At 44.0% G+C, this 17,866-nt stretch carries 16 protein-coding genes and 1 pseudogene; 12 read left to right on the plus strand and 5 right to left on the minus strand.

All coding sequences use genetic code 11. The features are described from left to right. Window positions 1–189: 189 nt before the first annotated feature. Both V7051_RS17025 and V7051_RS17030 read right to left on the minus strand, forming a co-directional pair. Window positions 190–1,161, minus strand: a complete 972-nt coding sequence (locus tag V7051_RS17025) for a hypothetical protein (RefSeq protein ID WP_333876996.1) — start codon at window positions 1,159–1,161, stop codon at window positions 190–192. Window positions 1,162–1,641: 480 nt separating this feature from the next. Further along, on the minus strand, window positions 1,642–2,325 hold the full coding sequence (locus tag V7051_RS17030; protein ID WP_333876994.1) for a hypothetical protein: 684 nt from the start codon (window positions 2,323–2,325) through the stop codon (window positions 1,642–1,644). Window positions 2,326–2,626: 301 nt separating this feature from the next. Between V7051_RS17030 and V7051_RS24715 the strand changes: the two are divergent. From V7051_RS24715 to V7051_RS17045, 4 genes and pseudogenes are all read left to right on the plus strand, one after another. Continuing rightward, window positions 2,627–2,846: pseudogene (locus V7051_RS24715) on the plus strand (IS3 family transposase); the annotation flags it as partial. Window positions 2,847–2,994: 148 nt separating this feature from the next. Continuing rightward, entirely contained in the window at window positions 2,995–3,396 is a 402-nt protein-coding gene (locus V7051_RS17035; RefSeq protein WP_333876992.1) for a hypothetical protein, read from the plus strand. A 104-nt stretch (window positions 3,397–3,500) separates the two neighbouring features. Beyond that, window positions 3,501–3,851, plus strand: coding sequence for a DUF1289 domain-containing protein (locus V7051_RS17040; protein WP_333876990.1), 351 nt, complete (start codon window positions 3,501–3,503; stop codon window positions 3,849–3,851). After that, on the plus strand, window positions 3,848–4,228 hold the full coding sequence (locus V7051_RS17045) for a hypothetical protein (protein WP_333876988.1): 381 nt from the start codon (window positions 3,848–3,850) through the stop codon (window positions 4,226–4,228). The genes V7051_RS17040 and V7051_RS17045 overlap by 4 nt, the downstream gene beginning before the upstream one ends. 66 nt (window positions 4,229–4,294) lie before the next feature. On the opposite strand, the gene V7051_RS17050 is transcribed toward V7051_RS17045, so the two are convergent. After that, entirely contained in the window at window positions 4,295–4,759 is a 465-nt protein-coding gene (locus tag V7051_RS17050; RefSeq protein WP_333876986.1) for a hypothetical protein, read from the minus strand. Window positions 4,760–5,411: 652 nt separating this feature from the next. Here V7051_RS17050 and V7051_RS17055 point away from each other — a divergent pair. Next, entirely contained in the window at window positions 5,412–5,954 is a 543-nt protein-coding gene (locus V7051_RS17055; protein WP_333876984.1) for a DDE-type integrase/transposase/recombinase, read from the plus strand. A gap of 1,306 nt (window positions 5,955–7,260) precedes the next feature. Here V7051_RS17055 and V7051_RS17065 read toward each other — a convergent pair. Beyond that, window positions 7,261–7,956, minus strand: coding sequence for a hypothetical protein (locus V7051_RS17065; protein ID WP_333876982.1), 696 nt, complete (start codon window positions 7,954–7,956; stop codon window positions 7,261–7,263). 498 nt (window positions 7,957–8,454) lie between these two features. Here V7051_RS17065 and V7051_RS17070 point away from each other — a divergent pair, with 498 nt between their 5' ends. Then, window positions 8,455–9,501 (plus strand): NAD(P)-dependent alcohol dehydrogenase, encoded by a 1,047-nt coding sequence (locus tag V7051_RS17070; protein ID WP_333876980.1) that lies wholly within the window; start codon window positions 8,455–8,457, stop codon window positions 9,499–9,501. Window positions 9,502–9,626: 125 nt separating this feature from the next. On the opposite strand, the gene V7051_RS17075 is transcribed toward V7051_RS17070, so the two are convergent. Then, the gene (locus tag V7051_RS17075; RefSeq protein ID WP_333876979.1) at window positions 9,627–9,851 is read right to left on the minus strand and encodes a hypothetical protein; all 225 of its coding nucleotides are present in this window, start codon (window positions 9,849–9,851) and stop codon (window positions 9,627–9,629) included. Window positions 9,852–10,247: 396 nt separating this feature from the next. Here V7051_RS17075 and mutM point away from each other — a divergent pair, with 396 nt between their 5' ends. The 6 genes from mutM (at window position 10,248) to V7051_RS17105 (ending at window position 17,864) form a co-directional block, all read left to right on the plus strand. Next, the gene (gene mutM, locus V7051_RS17080; RefSeq protein WP_333876978.1) at window positions 10,248–11,066 is read left to right on the plus strand and encodes a bifunctional DNA-formamidopyrimidine glycosylase/DNA-(apurinic or apyrimidinic site) lyase; all 819 of its coding nucleotides are present in this window, start codon (window positions 10,248–10,250) and stop codon (window positions 11,064–11,066) included. A 349-nt stretch (window positions 11,067–11,415) separates the two neighbouring features. Next, window positions 11,416–12,036, plus strand: coding sequence for a GspH/FimT family pseudopilin (locus V7051_RS17085; RefSeq protein WP_333876976.1), 621 nt, complete (start codon window positions 11,416–11,418; stop codon window positions 12,034–12,036). 11 nt (window positions 12,037–12,047) lie between these two features. Further along, a complete protein-coding gene (gene pilV / locus V7051_RS17090; protein ID WP_333876975.1) occupies window positions 12,048–12,485 on the plus strand; it encodes a type IV pilus modification protein PilV in 438 nt (145 codons plus the stop codon). Next, on the plus strand, window positions 12,482–13,519 hold the full coding sequence (locus V7051_RS17095; protein ID WP_333876974.1) for a PilW family protein: 1,038 nt from the start codon (window positions 12,482–12,484) through the stop codon (window positions 13,517–13,519). The genes pilV and V7051_RS17095 overlap by 4 nt, the downstream gene beginning before the upstream one ends. 124 nt (window positions 13,520–13,643) lie before the next feature. Continuing rightward, a complete protein-coding gene (locus V7051_RS17100) occupies window positions 13,644–14,144 on the plus strand; it encodes a pilus assembly PilX family protein (protein WP_442919666.1) in 501 nt (166 codons plus the stop codon). Window positions 14,145–14,168: 24 nt separating this feature from the next. After that, window positions 14,169–17,864: a PilC/PilY family type IV pilus protein gene (locus V7051_RS17105; RefSeq protein WP_333876971.1), complete on the plus strand. Its 3,696-nt coding sequence runs from the start codon at window positions 14,169–14,171 to the stop codon at window positions 17,862–17,864. Window positions 17,865–17,866 lie beyond the last annotated feature (2 nt).

The raw sequence follows: 17,866 nt of genomic DNA on the forward strand, positions 1-17,866 counted from the left end.
CATGTCTTCGGCAAGTTGGCCGCCGCCATGTTTTTTTGGAATTATTTACGCGTTAACTCTTAATTCACATTTAAGTCTGAACTATTACAATTTATCCCTAATTATTCCGTTTATACAAAACACAGTTATGATTTTCAACTTAAGGCACTGATACTTATCACCCTTCTAAATCTAGGATTTTCTACATGATCACTTTGCCGTAGGAGCAACGATGCATAAATTGTGTTGAGGTCGACTGGCTTCGAACATGATAACTCGATTTACAATGTCCTCGGCGCTGCTTTCTCCTATCGGACCGGCGATGAACCGATCGGTTACCGCGCTAACCAAATGCACGTAACTCTTGTGCGGCCCACCACCAAGGGTTGAGTTGATTAGCAACTCAGTTTCATCCGGCTCCACTACTTTCTGCGGAGCCGCACTGCCTGGATTGCAGGCGCCGAAGAAAATCAGGCCATCTGTTGTTACCAACGAACTCAGGGATTTTGTGAAATGAAAGAACCGTTCAGGGGATATTTCAACCGATGTCTTTTGTTCGAACAGGGGATCTCGGCAAATGAGTTCACAGAGTTCGAGCCGGTATCCGCGTTGCTGTTCGGGGCTTGTAGCCAGTTTCTCCGGCGAACAGTAATTTTGAAAACAAACATAATCCAGCGGCTGTATCTGCTTTTCCAGCCCCTTAAGCAGATGCCAGATGTCGGTCGATTTCATTGGGGCCAACTCCGGCCAGCGCGTGGTCATATAGTCGCTGAATACTCGGTTTTTTTCGGTATCATAGGTGAGGGACACTACATTCTTAATTCCCGGTTGCGCCTCGGAAAATTGAAGGAATTTACCTTTGTTCCCAGTTACCTGAAGGTCCTGCCAGAACACGGCGTTTTCGAGTACAGGACCGTCGAAACCACCATGACTGATAAACATAACCCGGTCGAAAGGAGGCGCTTTCCGCACCAATTGCTCGACCTGCTGGAAATAATCCGTCCAGCTCCAGACATCCCGCAATTGAGTAACGGCTGCATTAAACCGATTCCGGTAAAAAGCTTCCAGAATGCGGGCAGGTTGCTCAGACCACCTTGGACTCTCAGTCGTGTGCGGTACCCTGCTTAGCAAAGGTACAAGCAGCACTCGCCTTGGCGGTTGCTGCAAGTTTAAGTCGCTCAATCTTGCGGAGGATCCGCACGATATTAGGTGACTTTCATCACTGTAAGCATCGGCCGCACAAATCCACAGAAGCAGCAAAGAGACCAAAAAACGGATGTTCAGGATATTGTTCAACGTAAGGCTCTCATCAACAAGGTTGGTATCAAAACATTCTGTAAAATACATTTTAAAAGATTTGAAGCCTAACAGGGTAAATCAATGCTATTCACTTTCCAGCTCTGGACACGGACGCTACCAGCGGCTCAATATATGTAGGGTATTGATTTAGCGGGCGGTAATCTCGATGCCTGGAAAATATTTCTACAGTTACCTGATAAGTTTTGCTGGTGATTAACAGTATCATCCGTAGCAATGTTTCTACTTTAATTCCCATTCCTCCATGCTTAGTCTTCAATCTGAGTGGTTCAGAACTAAAACTCCCCCGACGATAAGATGGACCAAGCACGCCCATCTTATCGTCGACACATCCATCCTATAGGCCTAGTTTAAATTCCTTGCGCCAAAAACTGCCTTTCCCGCTTTTGCTGAGATACGTTGGTATTTGGCGTAAGCGGTGCCGGCCGAACTGCGTAATTCCACCTCGCTCGCCTGGTTTGCAAAACCACGTGCAACCGCATCCAATACATAGGCTTCAGGCGCCATGAAGCTATACGTGGTTACCACCGGCTTTGAACCTGCGGCAAGCAAGTGCTCGGAGAAATATTCCTCACTCATGCAGGCCAGGACAACGGCTTGTTTTTCGTGCCGGGCATGTTTCGGAAAGCGTTCTATGATTGGCTGGTTTTGTATGTCCATTAAGCCATCATGGCCGATGAACACCACCATTTCACGTTTGGTTGTATTAGGCGGAGTAGCTGCCTGTTGCATAAAGTCAAGCATCGCCTGATCAATCCGGCTGCCGCGATAAGCATCGGCGGTAACGGTAAGCTTATCCTCCCAGGCAAACTGGCAGCGTTCTAATATGGTGTCGCTAATATCTTTTTCGCAGCCCAACTTTCTCCAGCCATTTGCCTTGCTCAAAAAGGTTTTCACCCCATAAGCCGCGCCCCAATAGAGATTGTTGTATGGATCGTCGCCATTGCCAATTTTTGCAGGAACAGGCTCGATGCCTTGTGATATGTTGTCGACCAGGGACACAATCACATAAATATGCGTGTTTGGCATAGCTATGGCACAGGGTGGCAACAGCGAAAAAAACAGTATACTGAAAAAAATCGAGCGCAGAGTAATCATGTGTAGGCCCCCACCAGATGGCAATCAAACTTCATTTGAATATATCTTTGTTTCAGGATCATAGGATAAGCTCACGCGGGCATAGTGGTGTCAAACGGCTTGGAAAAGATGCTGAAATTTTTATGCATTATAAACGGATATAGACAACATCCAATATTCACAATTTAACGCAAAAAATTCTTGAATTAAACTAACCCTCCTTTGGTCCAGATTGTGTAAAAATGAAGTACGTATGAGCCGCAAAGGCAATTGCTGAATGTCAATGCCGTCTCAGAAAGCTCTTTCATGCCTTGAAAACAGAACGGGTTCATCATCAGCGCTATCAAACCAAGGTTGAGGCTAAGCAAGATATATTCGAATATATTGAGGAGCTTTACAACTGTGAACGACTTCATTCTGCCAATAACTATTTGTCGCCAGTGGACTACAAAATGCAGCTAAAAACCGCTTAACGTGGTGTCTGAAAAAGTGTTGACACATCAATCGTCTGGTAGAGCCAAATTTGGACGACAATAACAAGGGCGCTTTGAAAACAAACGTCGGGCATAAACAGCATGCCTGACCTACAAAACTTAGAAACACATCAACCAAGGATATGTAATGACAACATCTGTAAATCGAACACAACTTTTATCCTCCCTAAGCGTTATTACACTACTGTTGTTTGCAACACAATCAGATGCCGCCACTACGCTCACACTTACAACACAAAATTATGCAATCACTCTGACGATAAACTGCGAAGAGGCTGTGGTCGGGTGCGACGATGTCACCTATGTCGGTGTCAATCGCAAGAACAAAAATTCCATTCATTTGAAAGGGCGTGAGCTAATGCGTTACTGCCCCGATGATCAAGGCGATGGCCCCGGAAAAACGCCTTGTCATCATGAAGGTTATGAGTTTCACAATGGCAAAACGACATACTTCATTGGGGATGACGGTAGACTGGAAGTAAAGCAAGGCTCCAAGTTATTACTGCAAGAACAGGGAACCTTGGATTGAAGCAGGTGCATGTTCGGGCATAAACAACACGCCCGACAAGACTGACTATAGAGGAGCTATACCGTTAGGAAATTTTAGAACCTATTGCCTAGAGTGAGGCAATCATGGATGATATAAAGAATCTATATAATCGCTTGCTACAAAGGGATTCTTCGTTGGTAAATATTGTCTCGCCCTGTGTAAGAAACTGCTGCTTAAATGAGGAAGATGTCTGCCTTGGTTGCTTTCGCAGCATTGATGAAATTCTTCAGTGGAAAGAGGCATCGGAACAGCAAAAACAAAGAATAATAAACTTGGCAAATGCACGAAAAATTGATCATCGGCTTAAATATCGAGCGTATTTTGATTCTATCGGTGACACCTCAGTAAGTCGGCCAACATCTTTTCGTAGCCCGACAATTGAAGATAAACTACAAAACCATGTGCAAAGAACCGCCGATAAGGAGGACGTATGACCAAAGATGACGTAACCCATTGGGCGTTGGCCCATCCCTTAGCCCCGATCCATGTTGATTGCGCGACTACCGTGATGTTGAAAATCCTCGACGGCAAATGCAAAATGCGGACAGAGGAAAAACGGGTCATGGAACTGCTTTATGACGAGGTGAAAACACAACCCGGCCATCTGCTGGACACAACTCTCCACCTGTTGATTGAGCAAGCCCGTGCGCAGCTTGATGATGCCATGAAAAACATCATCTACGAAAAACGTCTGCTGGCAGAAACGGCCATCTCCCGGCCTGTAATGAAAGGTTTTAAAGCCATGATCCGGCAGGAAGGTTTGCTCGTCGTTGCGTTGAACGAAGAAGAGGATATCTCAGACGCCACATAAGATATGGCGTTGATTAAATAAGGTGAACATCGGGCATAAGCAGCATGCCCGACTTACAAGACTGCATTATCTATCGGGTGTGTCCAAAATACGGTTTATCATGGGGGTCTGTTGCGATACTCTATCGTCTAGGCTTAAGTCGATCATGCCTTTAAGATCTAAAAAGCGATTCTCAGCTTCTTTTAGGTGTTCTGTTGCTTTAATCAAATCACCGTCTTTTACAGCTGCTCGAGCTTTTTTCAAATAGTCATTAGCCCGATTACGGTTACGGTCAACTTTATCATTAGCATTGATTTCTTTACTTACCGTTAATGCTTCTTTGATATTGGTTATAATGACATCGTCACCGGCATTGTCACTGATAGCTTTCAAGGCTTGATTAACTTGACCTACAGTAGCATCAATTCCTTCAATTGGAGTCATTCGATTATACATGCATGCCATGCCCAAACAGACGTCAGCAGTAGCCGAAAAAGATCCTAAAGAAAGTGCCAATGTAGTCGCTACGACAGCGCTTTTTAATAATTTCATGTAATATAAACCTCATTTTAGTTATTTTTATTAGGCCTGCAACTAATTAGATATTAAGCATATTTAATTAGTTGCGTGACAATGTGAGCTTTATCGTAACGCTTGTCAATATTAAATGGATTAACTCGACTCTAGCAATTGAGAGCATCTCAAATAAAAGTTTGTAGGCTGCCTGTTGGCAATCAGCGGGGGACTGAAATGGTCTAATTAAACCGGAGACTTCTAAAGACAGATTTATAATCTCATCAGAGGTGAACATGAATAATCAAATTAAACATAAACGCCCCTAATACACACTTGAATTTAAACAAGATGCGGCCAAATTAGTTAACGAAAAAGATTATACGCACAAGCAGACAGCCGATAATTTGGGTATACGCTGAGTGCTCCTAGGCGCGGGGTGCGAGAGGAACAAGGTCCAACAACCGCATTTGCAACCAAGAAAAAAATCTTGAATTTGACCGATCAAGACGAGTTATTGCACTTACGCAAAGAAGTTGAACAATTGCGAATGGAACGTGATATCTAAAAAAGGCCGCAGTCTTCTTTGCGAAAGAGCTCCAATAAAATACGGATTTATTCGAGAGCAACAGAAGACTTTCCCCCGTTACCGTGTTGTGTAAAGTCATGCTGGTTAGCACCAGTGCCTTTTATGCGTGGGCCAAAGCGCCTGAAGAAACGGACAAAAAAGGTCAGCAAAAAACAGCTGGAAGCTAAGGCGGTTCAGCTATTTGACGAGAATAAGCAAGTTTATGGTTCTCGCCGTTTATCCGAAGCCTTCATAAAGGAAGATATTCAGGTCGAGCGCTATAAAACGAGGCAATTGATAAGGAAATTGGGCTTGAAACCGCGTTATCCAAAACGATTCAAAATCACCACCGACAGCGATCATCATGAGGCGATTTCTCCGAACCACTTGAATAAGCAATTTGATGTGGCTGCGCCCAATACAGTCTGGACCACCGATATTACTTACGTCTGGATGCTTGAAGGCTGGCTCTATGTCGCTATTGTTATCGATTTATTTTCAAGGCAGGTGGTGGGCTGGCCGATTGAGGATCACCTGCGGACTTCACGTGTGTCAATGCCTTGCAGATGGCATTTTGGAGGCGAAAACCCGAGCATGGTCTACTCCATCATTCTGATCGGGGCAGTCAATACGCAAGCTAGGAATACCGAGCACACTGGGGGATAATGAATATGCAACAAAGTATGAGCCGTAAAGGTAACTGTTGGGATAACTCACGACAGAACGTTTTTTTCGAAGCTTAAAACACGGGCAACTTAACTACGAAAAATTCAGGATTAAATAGACGGCAAAAACCACGCGACCGCTCATGCTGCGGCGGCCCGGCCGTCCTAGTCACTCGATCGCCACCCAAATAAGGGTAGCTCACATGTTCTCCAATGACTCGACGCGATGTCGGAAAGCCTGCATTTTCACTACGCAAAAAGCGCTTCGTGAAAACACATGCACTATCGCTTCTGGGGACTACTCGACTCCTGTCTCGCAGCGACCGATCCCCGCTGGAATTTGAGCGGGAATTCTATAAGAAGACTGCTTAAGAAAGTGTCCGGTTTTACTTGACCATTACAAATACCAATGGTTTGATAAGACAATACTTTACCAAAGGGAGCAGCTTTGAGAATATAGCCGATGACGAGATTGAGGCTGTCATGCATAAGCTCAGCCATCGTCCTCGAAAAACGCTCAATTTTAAAACACCGCATGAGGTATTTATTGCTGAACCAAAGCAAGAGGCCGCATGATGACTTGAATTGCACTTCGGAGTTGAATCCGCCTATGTTAATATCATCTTTAATAATCGTCTCTCTTCCTCAACAAATATTCTAAATCAATAGTCATGAGCTCGACTTCTCTATTATCTGTATAAAATCCAGAGTATTGCGAAACAAAACCTTTTATATTGTATCCAGCCTGAGTTAGATTAAGATACCGGAGAATATTATTTGAGGACAACGGCGTTTTAAATACTAGATTATTTTTTATAATCGCCACTTAATATTTAATAAAATAATATACTTTATTAAATATAAGTATTCATACGGATTGTATATTGAACTCGAATACTGTTATTCTGAAAGAAGTTTTATAATTACTCATGCTTTACTTAATATTATTTAAAACAAAAGAATGAACTGCTCAATTCACCAAAAAACGGATTTTTCGTTAATGGCTGTTAATTCGATTCTCTAGTCATTCTAAACATCATTATGAGCATACGAAAAATTATTTTTTGCGATATTTGCAACCCACGAGCATTAAAGGCAGTAGATTTCCGACGTGTGAATCGGGAAAGTGAACCTACTGGTCGACGTATTACTGAAGGTCGTGCATGGATTGAAGGAGAAATTGCCGATGCCGTTGAAAATGGCTGGCTTTGCACGTCGAATGGTCAACATGTCTGCCCTGTATGTAGAATAAGGCACGATTCATAATTGACGTTAATTAATCAGCACAAACGGTATAATGACAATATTCATGTATTATTTTTTACACAAACAGAAACTATATTAACGGTTTCCAGAACGTCGATAATTTCATTGCATTCTATGACGCTTTTATCTTTATTCACAATATAGTCCGCCAAGGTAGTAATTGCGCGCCAATTTGATTCTTCATTGATAAAGCTGAATGCTTTCAAAAATAATTCTGTGATTTTTTGTTGCCTAAGCTCCAAGTTTATAGGAAAACATTCAAGATATTCGTTGATGCTCTCCAAATCGGAAGCACCGCCGAAGTAATGCAGGTCGTTTAAATGTATGTGGCTAGGACTAATCTGCTTTCCCTCTTGCAAAGCGAGATATTTTGCTTCAGCCAGTGGACCTGCCAATATATTAATCATATCAGCTTCAAAAGCCCGCTGATAAGCACTTATCTGTGATGGAGAAAAACCGCTTGTTACTTCTTCAATTGAGAATGGTAGCGTATGAATTAAGCGGCCGCCGTCTATATTTGCAATATATTTATTGTTAGGTTTACTTAAGAACCGCGATGACTGAAAGTCGCTATACCCCGGAGTTATAAAAATCTGAAAAAAAATAGGCGGTAGATTTTTTTGTTTATTACCGAGATAAATGGCCGTTGCGTGTCCAGCTTCATGAATAGCTACTTTCCTATTTACTTCTTGATGAGTCAGATTTAACGCTTTGTTGAAAATGTGATTACGCTTCATAATATTAATCCTGTAATATGATGTATGAAATTGTTTTGAATTGAACTTTTATTAGTGCATTTATTCTCGACAGTTCTAAGCGAGGAATTCAATTTTAAAAGCTTTTTATTAATAGATTCTTAAAAGAAGTTAAATATATAATTCATCAACTGCTTTAGTTTCCCGCAAGCGTTGAAAGATATATTCTAAAAAAAACAAACAATTAGAGCTTATTTTCTTTGAATAATCTCTTCGTATCCCAACGGGTTATTACCGCGACAGCCAGCCAAATCCAGACAAATGCTCGGCTTAGATTTTGCTCTGAATAAAGTGGATTTTTGGTCTTCTTAATTATTATGTATTAAGCCGTATCGCTGTTATTCAATATTGATTGTCAATCATCATAGGCGGCTAAAAAAGTCATTATCATATTGTTTTCTAGATTAATTTAGTTTAAATCAAGATTAATCCATATTAAAAATAGTAACTATTGATCACTGTTTACATTCGGAGGCTATTATGCAAAAAACTATTGGTTATGCCGCACATAATTACAACTCTCCACTGGTACCATTCAGTTTTGAACGGCGTGATCCCATGCCAACCGATGTCCAGATTGAAATTCTATTCTGCGGGGTTTGCCACTCTGATATTCATCAAGTGCGCAACGAATGGAGTAATTCGGTGTTTCCCATGGTGCCCGGCCATGAAATTGTTGGCAAAGTGACAAAAGTGGGCAATGAGGTAATCGGCTTTAAACCCGGAGATACTGTTGGCGTGGGTTGTCTGGTTGATTCCTGCAGGACATGTCCGGATTGCCACGATAATCTGGAACAATTCTGTAATAACGCCGTATTTACTTATAACAGCCCCGATAAATATACTGGCGGCAGTAATTACGGCGGCTATTCCAGGCAGATCGTCGTTAATCAGGATTTTGTGCTCCATGTTTCGGATAAACTTGATCCGGCAGCTGTAGCTCCATTGTTATGTGCGGGAATTACCACTTATTCTCCATTAAGGCACTGGAAGGTCGGCAAGGGAGACAAAGTCGGCATCGTTGGTTTAGGTGGGCTTGGTCACATGGGGATAAAATTTGCCCATGCATTTGGCGCACACGTTGTACTTTTCACCACTTCACCAGGCAAAACAGAAGATGCTAAACGGCTCGGCGCTGATGAAGTGGTAATCTCCAAAAATCAGGATGAAATGCAAAAGCACCTTGCCAGTTTTGACTTTATTCTTAACACCGTGGCTGCACCGCATAATCTGGACAATTACACGGCATTACTAAAGCGCGATGGTACTTTATGTTTAGTGGGTTTGCCTGATCACCCACATCCGTCACCGGCTGTCGGGAATTTGATTACCAAGCGTCGCAGTATTGCTGGTTCTTTAATTGGTGGACTGAAGGAAACCCAGGAAATGCTCCATTTTTGCGCCGAAAACAGTATCACTTCAGACATCGAAATCATCCCGATCCAGCAAATTAATGAAGCCTACGAGCGCGTATTAAAAAGTGATGTGAAATACCGCTTTGTTATTGATTTGGCAAGTCTAAAATAACCGGACTTCTGCTCGTATTAAACCCAGTAAGGCGTAACCTGTTACTACTTTTTGCGTCTTACCAGATAAACCAGTCCACTACCGTACGCCCCTCAGCAGCGAGTATTCAAAAATGTAAAAACGCACTAATGGCTGTAATTCTCATCATTAGAGCCAGCGTCAAAATTATACTCATGCTCAATATCGGAGATTTCCGATTTTCTACGCTTTAAGAAAAATCTATTGCCTTCCGTTGATTCCAAAATCATTTCAACACTGCCATCTAAAATAAAGTTATAAGAGAGTATCTTAAAATCATTGGACATTCCCTGAACTTTCACATGATTGCCTATCACCAAAACACTGCTCATATCGTATTCTTCTTTTAGTAAATGAATATTGTGACAAATAAACTTAACGCTACCTTAGGCTAGCAATAAACAAAATAGCGGCTTCTCAAAAACAAAGCGAGAAAACCTTTATAACGAGCCTACGATTTAAGTACAGGTTGATTATAATCCATTTTTACTGATTAAAAAGCCTAAACTTTAAAATACTTCTCTTTAAAACTAATTAGTTATGCAATTAATTTAATCTATTTTGTAAAAGTGTGAGCTCAATCAACATATCCTGAATAGTTGGTACGGATTGATGCCGAAACACAAATAGTCTATCCATCAACATAAATTGGAACACCCTGAAACTCAAATCCACATCCATGTTAAACTTTACAGAACGCAGCCCTGACAGTAATAAAAACCTACTTTATGCCTGAACTACCCGAAGTTGAAACTACCTGCCGAGGCATTGCGCCGCATATCGAAGGACAAATTATTAAACAGGTCATCATCCGCCAGCCAAAACTGCGCTGGCCTGTTCCTGAAGAAGCGCTCAATCAAATCTTACCAGGACTCAGCATTCAATCAGTTTCCAGAAGAGCAAAGTATCTGCTGTTTTCCACCACTCCCGGCACACTGCTCTTACATTTAGGTATGTCCGGTAGCTTACGGATTATGTCCACTGACCAAGCAGCCGGCAAGCACGACCATATAGATTTTGTATTTAATGATGGAACGGTGCTGCGCTTTAACGATCCACGCCGATTTGGTGCAGTGTTATGGACAACGGAACCTGCTGCCGAACATCAATTGCTCAAGGATTTAGGCCCCGAACCGTTATTATCCGATTTTAATGGCGAACTGCTTTATTCTCTATCCAGAAACCGAAAAACAGCGGTAAAGTCGTTCATTATGGATAGTCATATCGTTGTAGGAGTGGGGAATATTTATGCCAATGAAGCCTTGTTCATGGCTGGCATACAGCCTACCCGCCATGCGGGTAAAATTTCTTTAGCGAGGTATCAGAAACTGGCTGAGTGTATTCGTGTGGTTTTACAGCAAGCCATTCAACAAGGCGGCACAACACTGAGAGATTTTGTCAATGAAGCAGGAAAACCCGGTTATTTTCAGCAACAACTTAGGGTTTATGGTCGTGCCAAGTTGCCGTGTGTCAATTGTAATCAGCCGTTAACAGAAATCAGAATAACTAATCGTTCAACGGTGTTCTGTGGCAATTGTCAGCGGTAGATTGCTTCGCTGCTCCCGCCATTGCTTAAAACACCTATATTTGTTGTCCTCATCTCGTACAATCTCTTAATTATCTTATCGATAGATAATTCTCATTGAATTCAATTTGCCGTAATGTGTGAGGCAATTAACAGACCCATAAAAAACGGATAGTACAATCAAACTGTCTCTAGCTGAAACCAAACTAGTAGATACGATGAATCAATCAGAAAAATATCGTCTTTGGTGATCAACGCATTGATGATGTCGGGAGTGGCGAGTTATCCGATGCCTAGCTATACTTAAATATACGAATCAATTCTGACAACAACGCATTACCTTAATGTTTCCAAGCAGAAACAAACAGCCAATGGAATATCGCAAAATCATGCACAGCCGGCAAAAACACAACGCAGGATTTACCCTGCCTGAGTTGATGATCACTATCGTCATCGCGGGTATACTGATAGGGATTGCCATTCCCAGCTTTACTTCCACCATCTCCAGCAACCGGTTGACAACCTACGCCAATGAATTGGTAACAGCATTAAGTTTAGCGCGTAGCGAGGCGGTAAAGCGAGGCACATCGGTAACCGTACGTAAAGTTGACAGCAATTCATTTACCAACCGAGGCTCTGGAGCAAATTGGGAGGACGGGTGGGATGTATTTACAGATGCCAACAGCAACGGCAATTTCGAAGCCGGAGATGTTCTTCTCAGGACCTATAGCCCATTAAAGTCCTCCTATACCTTACGTGGCAACAATTTTTCAAACTTTATTCGATTTACATCATCCGGACAAAGTAACACTCTCGGCAGTTTTGTCGTTTGCGATAACAGCGATGGTAATGGTATTCCAGAAGCCAATACATCCAGGCTTATCCTTGTTAATTCAATCGGACGGGTGCGAATGGGTTTAGATAACAATAATGATGGAATTCCTAATACTACGGCGTCTGCTGCATCCAATATTACATCCTGTATTCCTTAATGCACTGGAACATGAAAACAAACTCCGGATTTACCCTAATTGAAGTTTTAATAGCTATGCTGGTGCTCGCAGTCGGCTTACTTGGTTTGGCGGGCTTGCAGGCAACCAGTCTTAGAAATAACCAGAGCGCCTATTACCGCAGCCAAGCCACGCAACTGGCCTATGACTTGGCGGACAGAATGCGCGCCAATAAACTCGCAACGACCACATATACGACCGGCGCAGCCTCTGCAAAAGCTGATTGCCTGACAACCACCGGCTGTACTTCATCCGACATGGCGGCAAACGATCTCTTTGACTGGAACGCTGCCCTTACTAAAAGCCTACCCGGCGGCACGGGAGCTGTAACCATTGCAGCTGGTGTTTTTACCATTACTGTCAGTTGGGATGACGATAAGGATGGTAATGACAACAATAATCCGAACTTCCAAACAAGTTTTAAGTTATGAAAAATAAACCCTATCAATCCGGCATGACACTGATAGAAATCATGATCGCCTTGCTGATCGGCGCATTTTTGTTGGGTGGAGTATTGCAAATTTTTACAGGCAGCAAACAAACCAACAGAATGCAGGAAAACTTATCCAGGTTGCAGGAAAACGGGCGGTTTGCAATGGAATTTCTTTCCAACAATATTCGTATGGCAGGTTTCATAGGATGCAGCAGCCAAGCGATACCGACTAATACCCTACTTACACCAACGGACCATCTTTATGCTTTCAACAGGGCAATTGACGGTTTTGAATCAACATCCAGTTCGGCATGGTCACCCGACATAACTACAGCACAAATCACATTACCGCTCGGCGGCTCCGATGTGATTACCATTCGCAGGGCGGCTGATCAAAGCTTTACTGTGACGACTCAAGCTTTAAATTCCTCAGACCTTACGCTGGACGCAACCGCCACTACCGCCAATTTGGCAAACGCAGGTTTTTTAAACTCATCAAATGCAAATAGCTGTTCGATGGCGGTGGTCTCCGACTGCTCTGATGTCGCCGTATTTCAAGTCAGCGCTATATCGGGAAATGTTCTTTCGCATACGACTGGTGGTAGTTGCCCGCCGGGCAATTCGACTGCCGATCTACTTAAAACCTATGTTAACGGCCAAGTTTACCCAATCAATACGATTCGTTATTACATAAGGACAAACCCAAATAATCAACCTTCACTTTATCGTCGAGTTGATTTAAACGATGCCGAAGAATTGGTGGAAGGCATTGAAAAGATGCAGATATTATACGGCGTAGACACTGACTCAACGCCCGATGGATCCCCCAATTATTATGTATCGGCAAATAATGTGGCTGATATGTCCAAGGTCATCAGTATTCGCCTCAGCCTATTGGCAGTCACTCTTGACGATAACCTCGCCGCTCAGCCGTTACCGTATACCTATAACAGCGCGACAACCACTCCAACGGACCGCAAAATCAGGCGGGTTTTTAATACGACGATTGCCATACGGAACCGATTGTCCTGAAACAGAGGCTCTAATGAACACAAAACCAATAGTTCGGTTCCGCTCACTACCGGTGAGCATAGACAATCACCTTCGCAGCAAGAACACACATCAATCCGGCACAGTTCTGATAATCAGCTTAATTATGCTTCTGCTATTAACATTGATAGGAGCCACCAGCATGCAGTCCACTTCATTGGAAGAAAAAATGGCAGGCAATGTACGGGATGAAAACCTTGCATTTCAGGCTGCCGAAACCGCATTACGTGCCGGCGAAGCCATAATAGCAATAAACCCTCCTGCATTCAGCGTTAGCGGTAACGGCACAGGGGGTACCGGCCTGTACACGACAGTAGGCGCCGGCGCCCAGACCAGCGGCTATTGGCAAACAGTAGACTGGAGCAGCGATACGGCAGTGGCCACCTATACAGGAGGCACTTTAAGCCACATCAACAGCACTCCCCGCTATATTATTGAAGAATTACCATCCACGGAGATAACAGGCGCTGCGCCGAATAGCGGCGACAGCTTGGAGTCCAATATCGCCGGCAAATCGCAAGCCATCTTTTGGTATCGGATTACCGCTCGCGGTACAGGCGGCAGTGACAATGCCATAGTAATGGTTCAGTCCATTTATAAACGCTAGACAAAATCAGTCTGGGATGAAGTTATGAAAAATCAAAAAATCGTGTGGCGCCTCACTGTTGCCTGGCCTCTTCTTATCTGTACCGGACTCAATTCCGCTCACGCCGTTACGCCCGCGCAAATACCCCTATATGTCGGAATTTCCGCTGCAAAACCCAATATCATGTTAATGATAGATAGCTCCGGGTCAATGACCGATAGCGTAACCACCACCAGCACTATCTCATCTCCCAATGACGTACCTTCAGGCTTCAGTTATAGCTGCTCGTCCTCATACGCGATTTCCGGCGGAGCAACCCCTCCAGGCACACCCTCAACTACGGTTAATATGACTGTAAACTCGACGGGAACCGTAAAAGTCTGTACAAAGAATAACTGTTCTAAAACATCCACTTTTGGCAGCAAAAGCAAATGCTTCACTAATACTCAAAATTACACTGTAGCTTATTATGGCGGCTCCACATTGGCGGGTGGCCCCTACACAGGACTGAAACTTAACTGGTATTTCAGCAAAGGTTCCTTTTCATCTGGAAGTTTGTCAGCTGTATTGACAACCACCAGCACTCGTACCGCTATTGCCAAACAAGCCGCCACCGACCTTGTAACCTCGTTGGATCCAGACTCCGGCGGCAACGCAACTGTGCGAATGGGATTAGCCCGATATAACGGCTCCGATGGCGGTACCTTACTCTCTGAAATTAAAGATCTTGATTCGACTCAATCCGCGACACTCCAAAACGACATTGCCAACATTCCCGCCAGTGGCTCGACTCCTCTTGCTACAACGTTGTCAGACATAGGCAAATATTTTGCCACCGGTGAAACAGGCAATCTCAAGCTCCATCCCAAAGCCACTACGCCAACATCTGCAAGTGTTGACACCATTTTTAGCAAAGCCAACGGCACAACCAGTCACTCCATCAAAAACTCCACCTGCGGCTCAAGTACATGCTCAAACACATTAGCGGCGCCTATTTTAGGCTACTGCCAAAAAAGCTTCGTGATACTGGTCAGTGACGGTCTTCCTAATGGCGACAGGGAAGTCAGCCCTTCACTTCGGGATTACACAGGAGATTGCGCGACAAAAAATTTATGTGATTCGGCACCTACCAGCACCACACTTGCCGGCACCTCAACCCCACTCACTTCTACCGGAACGCTTTGCGGCACCGGTAGTCCTGTACAGTGGTACAACAAAGCCTGTAAAAACGGTACTAAAGCCGGACGTATTTATGAAACAGGCGGTAGCGACTATCTCGACGATGTTGCTCAAGCTTTATATGAAATGGATTTGCGCCCTTCTTTAGATACTACTCTTAAAGCTAACACCCATACCAAAAACAACCTGGTGACTTACTCCATCGGCTTGGCCGATCCTGGTCTTCAAGCACAATCGGTATTAAGCGATGCGGCAACAGTGGGAGGAGGAAAGTTTTATTTTGCCGGAGATTCTCAAGCCTTGGCAGCAGCACTAGATGACACCATCTCAGAAATATCCAGCAAAGTGGGTTCGTCTTCTTCCGTGGCTGCAAATTCATCGAAACTGGAAAACGGATCGGTCATTTATCAAGCCAAGTTTGACAGTGCGAACTGGACAGGTTCTTTTACAGCCTTTCCTCTTGGCGCTAGTGAAGATACTAATGGTAACGGTATATTGGACCCCGGTGAAGACACTAATAACAATGGTAAATTGGATGCTGGCAGCATCGGCGCCAAAATCTGGAACGCAGCTGAAAAAATACCAGCTTATGCTTCCCGAAATATCTATACATACAACGCAACCAGTTCACTTGGCGTAACTTTTACTTGCGCCAACTTATCTACTGCCCAGAAGTCAACATTAGGCATAGCTGATTGCAGTAGCTCGACAGACCAAGGCGTATGGCGTCTAAATTATTTACGCGGCGATTGGAGCCATGAACAACTTAACTCTGGCCGCAAAGACACCGACACCATCAGGACAGGGACAAACCTGATTTTCAGGAACCGCACCTATCTTGACAAGATAACCGGCACTACCAATAGTCCTGACCCCTGGGTTTTAGGCGACATAGTTAACTCCGATCCTGTATTTGTCGGAGCCGAAGACTTCGGCAATACCAAATTACCGGGTAGCGAAGGATCAAGCTACAAAGCATTTTTAATCAGCAATAAAGAACGGCGGAAAATGGTTTATGTCGGCGCAAATGATGGGATGTTTCATGGTTTTGATGCCAATGCTACAGGTACCGATGCCGGCAAGGAAATCCTTGCTTATGTTCCTAACGCAGTCTACAGCCAATTGCTTAGCTTATCCGATCCCGGTTATAACCATGTTTATTCGGTCGATGGCTCGCCTCGTGTAGGCGACGTCTACTATGACAGTACATGGCATACCGTGCTGCTGAGTTCAACAGGCGCAGGCGGCAAAGCCGTTTTTGCGCTCGATATAACGAATCCCAGCAGCTTTGTTAGCAGTAATGTATTGTGGGAAATCAGCGACACCAACAGTCCCGTTGCAACCGACCAAAGTACTGACACTACAACAACCCGAGGTTTTGGCAATAACATGGGTTACAGCATACCCCAACCGTCAATCACCAGAATGCAGAACGGTTCTTGGGCTGCAATAGTCGCCAATGGTTATGGCAGTATCAATAATTTTGCAGTTCTCTATATCATCGATATTAAGACAGGTCATCTAATAAGGGCTATCGATACCAAGGCCGGTAATGCAACTACACCCAATGGTTTATCGACACCGATTGCAGTTGACACTAATAGTGACAAAGTGGCGGATGCTATCTACGCCGGTGATTTATTGGGCAATATGTGGAAATTCGATGTAAGCTCAAGCGACGTGGCTAACTGGAAAGTCGCCTATGAAACAGCAAGCGCGGCGCCTGCACCTCTTTTTGTGGCCTGTACCGATTCGAACAATTGCGATGCCACTCGGCAACCCATCACCGGTAAACCGCAAGCAGGCAATGTAAACGCGTCACAAACCACAAACGGCTCACCGAGCGGTTTTATGGTCTATTTCGGTACCGGAAAATATTTTGAAGACATCGATAATAACGTTACCAATGCCCAAACACAGGCTTTCTATGGTATTTGGGATAATAGCGCTACAGTCAATAAGAGCAATCTGCAGAGTCAAAGCATTATTGCTGAGGTGTCCAGCGGCGGCTTTAATCTTAGAGGAACAACTGATAATTCGGTTGATTACACAACCAAAAAAGGTTGGTATATGAATTTACTTCAACCATCCGTCACAACCAGCATAGGTGAACGCGTAGTGAGCGCGCCATTGTTACGCAATGGTCGAATTATTTTTGAAACACTCATTCCAATTCCGCCTGCCGGTACCGATGTTTGCGGTGCAGCAGCAAGCGGAACCAGTAAGCTTATGGAATTAGATGCTACAACCGGCAAACGTCTAGAACCAACAGCCACAGGTACACCTTGGGATATTAACGGCGATGGTATCATCAATGCCAGCGATTTGATTCCCGTGAACATTAACGGTCAAGTCGTTTATCTAGCACCATCGGGAAAAGAATCCACAGTGGGCGGGGTTGATACTCCGGGGATAGTCAGCAATGGAAAACTGGAATACAAGTATACCAGCGGCTCTACAGAGGCTGACCTGGAAATGACGGTTGAGCAAGGCTCAGGAACAAGTTCGACATCAGCAGGCTATGGGCAAACCGGTAGACAATCCTGGCGACAAATACGTTAGGT

It is taken from the genome of Methylobacter sp. (assembly GCF_036845245.1).
Lineage (GTDB): Bacteria > Pseudomonadota > Gammaproteobacteria > Methylococcales > Methylomonadaceae > Methylobacter_A.

Excerpts from the sequence above, each read along its gene's own strand:
- V7051_RS17035 (WP_333876992.1), top strand. The coding sequence starts at position 2,995 with ATGACAACATCTGTAAATCGAACACAACTTTTATCCTCCCTAAGCGTT.
- V7051_RS17075 (WP_333876979.1), bottom strand. The coding sequence starts at position 9,851 with ATGAGCAGTGTTTTGGTGATAGGCAATCATGTGAAAGTTCAGGGAATG.
- V7051_RS17105 (WP_333876971.1), top strand. The coding sequence starts at position 14,169 with ATGAAAAATCAAAAAATCGTGTGGCGCCTCACTGTTGCCTGGCCTCTT.
- V7051_RS17065 (WP_333876982.1), bottom strand. The coding sequence starts at position 7,956 with ATGAAGCGTAATCACATTTTCAACAAAGCGTTAAATCTGACTCATCAA.
- pilV (WP_333876975.1), top strand. The coding sequence starts at position 12,048 with ATGAAAACAAACTCCGGATTTACCCTAATTGAAGTTTTAATAGCTATG.
- mutM (WP_333876978.1), top strand. The coding sequence starts at position 10,248 with ATGCCTGAACTACCCGAAGTTGAAACTACCTGCCGAGGCATTGCGCCG.
- V7051_RS17040 (WP_333876990.1), top strand. The coding sequence starts at position 3,501 with ATGGATGATATAAAGAATCTATATAATCGCTTGCTACAAAGGGATTCT.
- V7051_RS17045 (WP_333876988.1), top strand. The coding sequence starts at position 3,848 with ATGACCAAAGATGACGTAACCCATTGGGCGTTGGCCCATCCCTTAGCC.
- V7051_RS17055 (WP_333876984.1), top strand. The coding sequence starts at position 5,412 with ATGCGTGGGCCAAAGCGCCTGAAGAAACGGACAAAAAAGGTCAGCAAA.
- V7051_RS17030 (WP_333876994.1), bottom strand. The coding sequence starts at position 2,325 with ATGCCAAACACGCATATTTATGTGATTGTGTCCCTGGTCGACAACATA.
- V7051_RS17095 (WP_333876974.1), top strand. The coding sequence starts at position 12,482 with ATGAAAAATAAACCCTATCAATCCGGCATGACACTGATAGAAATCATG.
- V7051_RS17070 (WP_333876980.1), top strand. The coding sequence starts at position 8,455 with ATGCAAAAAACTATTGGTTATGCCGCACATAATTACAACTCTCCACTG.
- V7051_RS17085 (WP_333876976.1), top strand. The coding sequence starts at position 11,416 with ATGGAATATCGCAAAATCATGCACAGCCGGCAAAAACACAACGCAGGA.
- V7051_RS17050 (WP_333876986.1), bottom strand. The coding sequence starts at position 4,759 with ATGAAATTATTAAAAAGCGCTGTCGTAGCGACTACATTGGCACTTTCT.
- V7051_RS17100 (WP_442919666.1), top strand. The coding sequence starts at position 13,644 with ATGCTTCTGCTATTAACATTGATAGGAGCCACCAGCATGCAGTCCACT.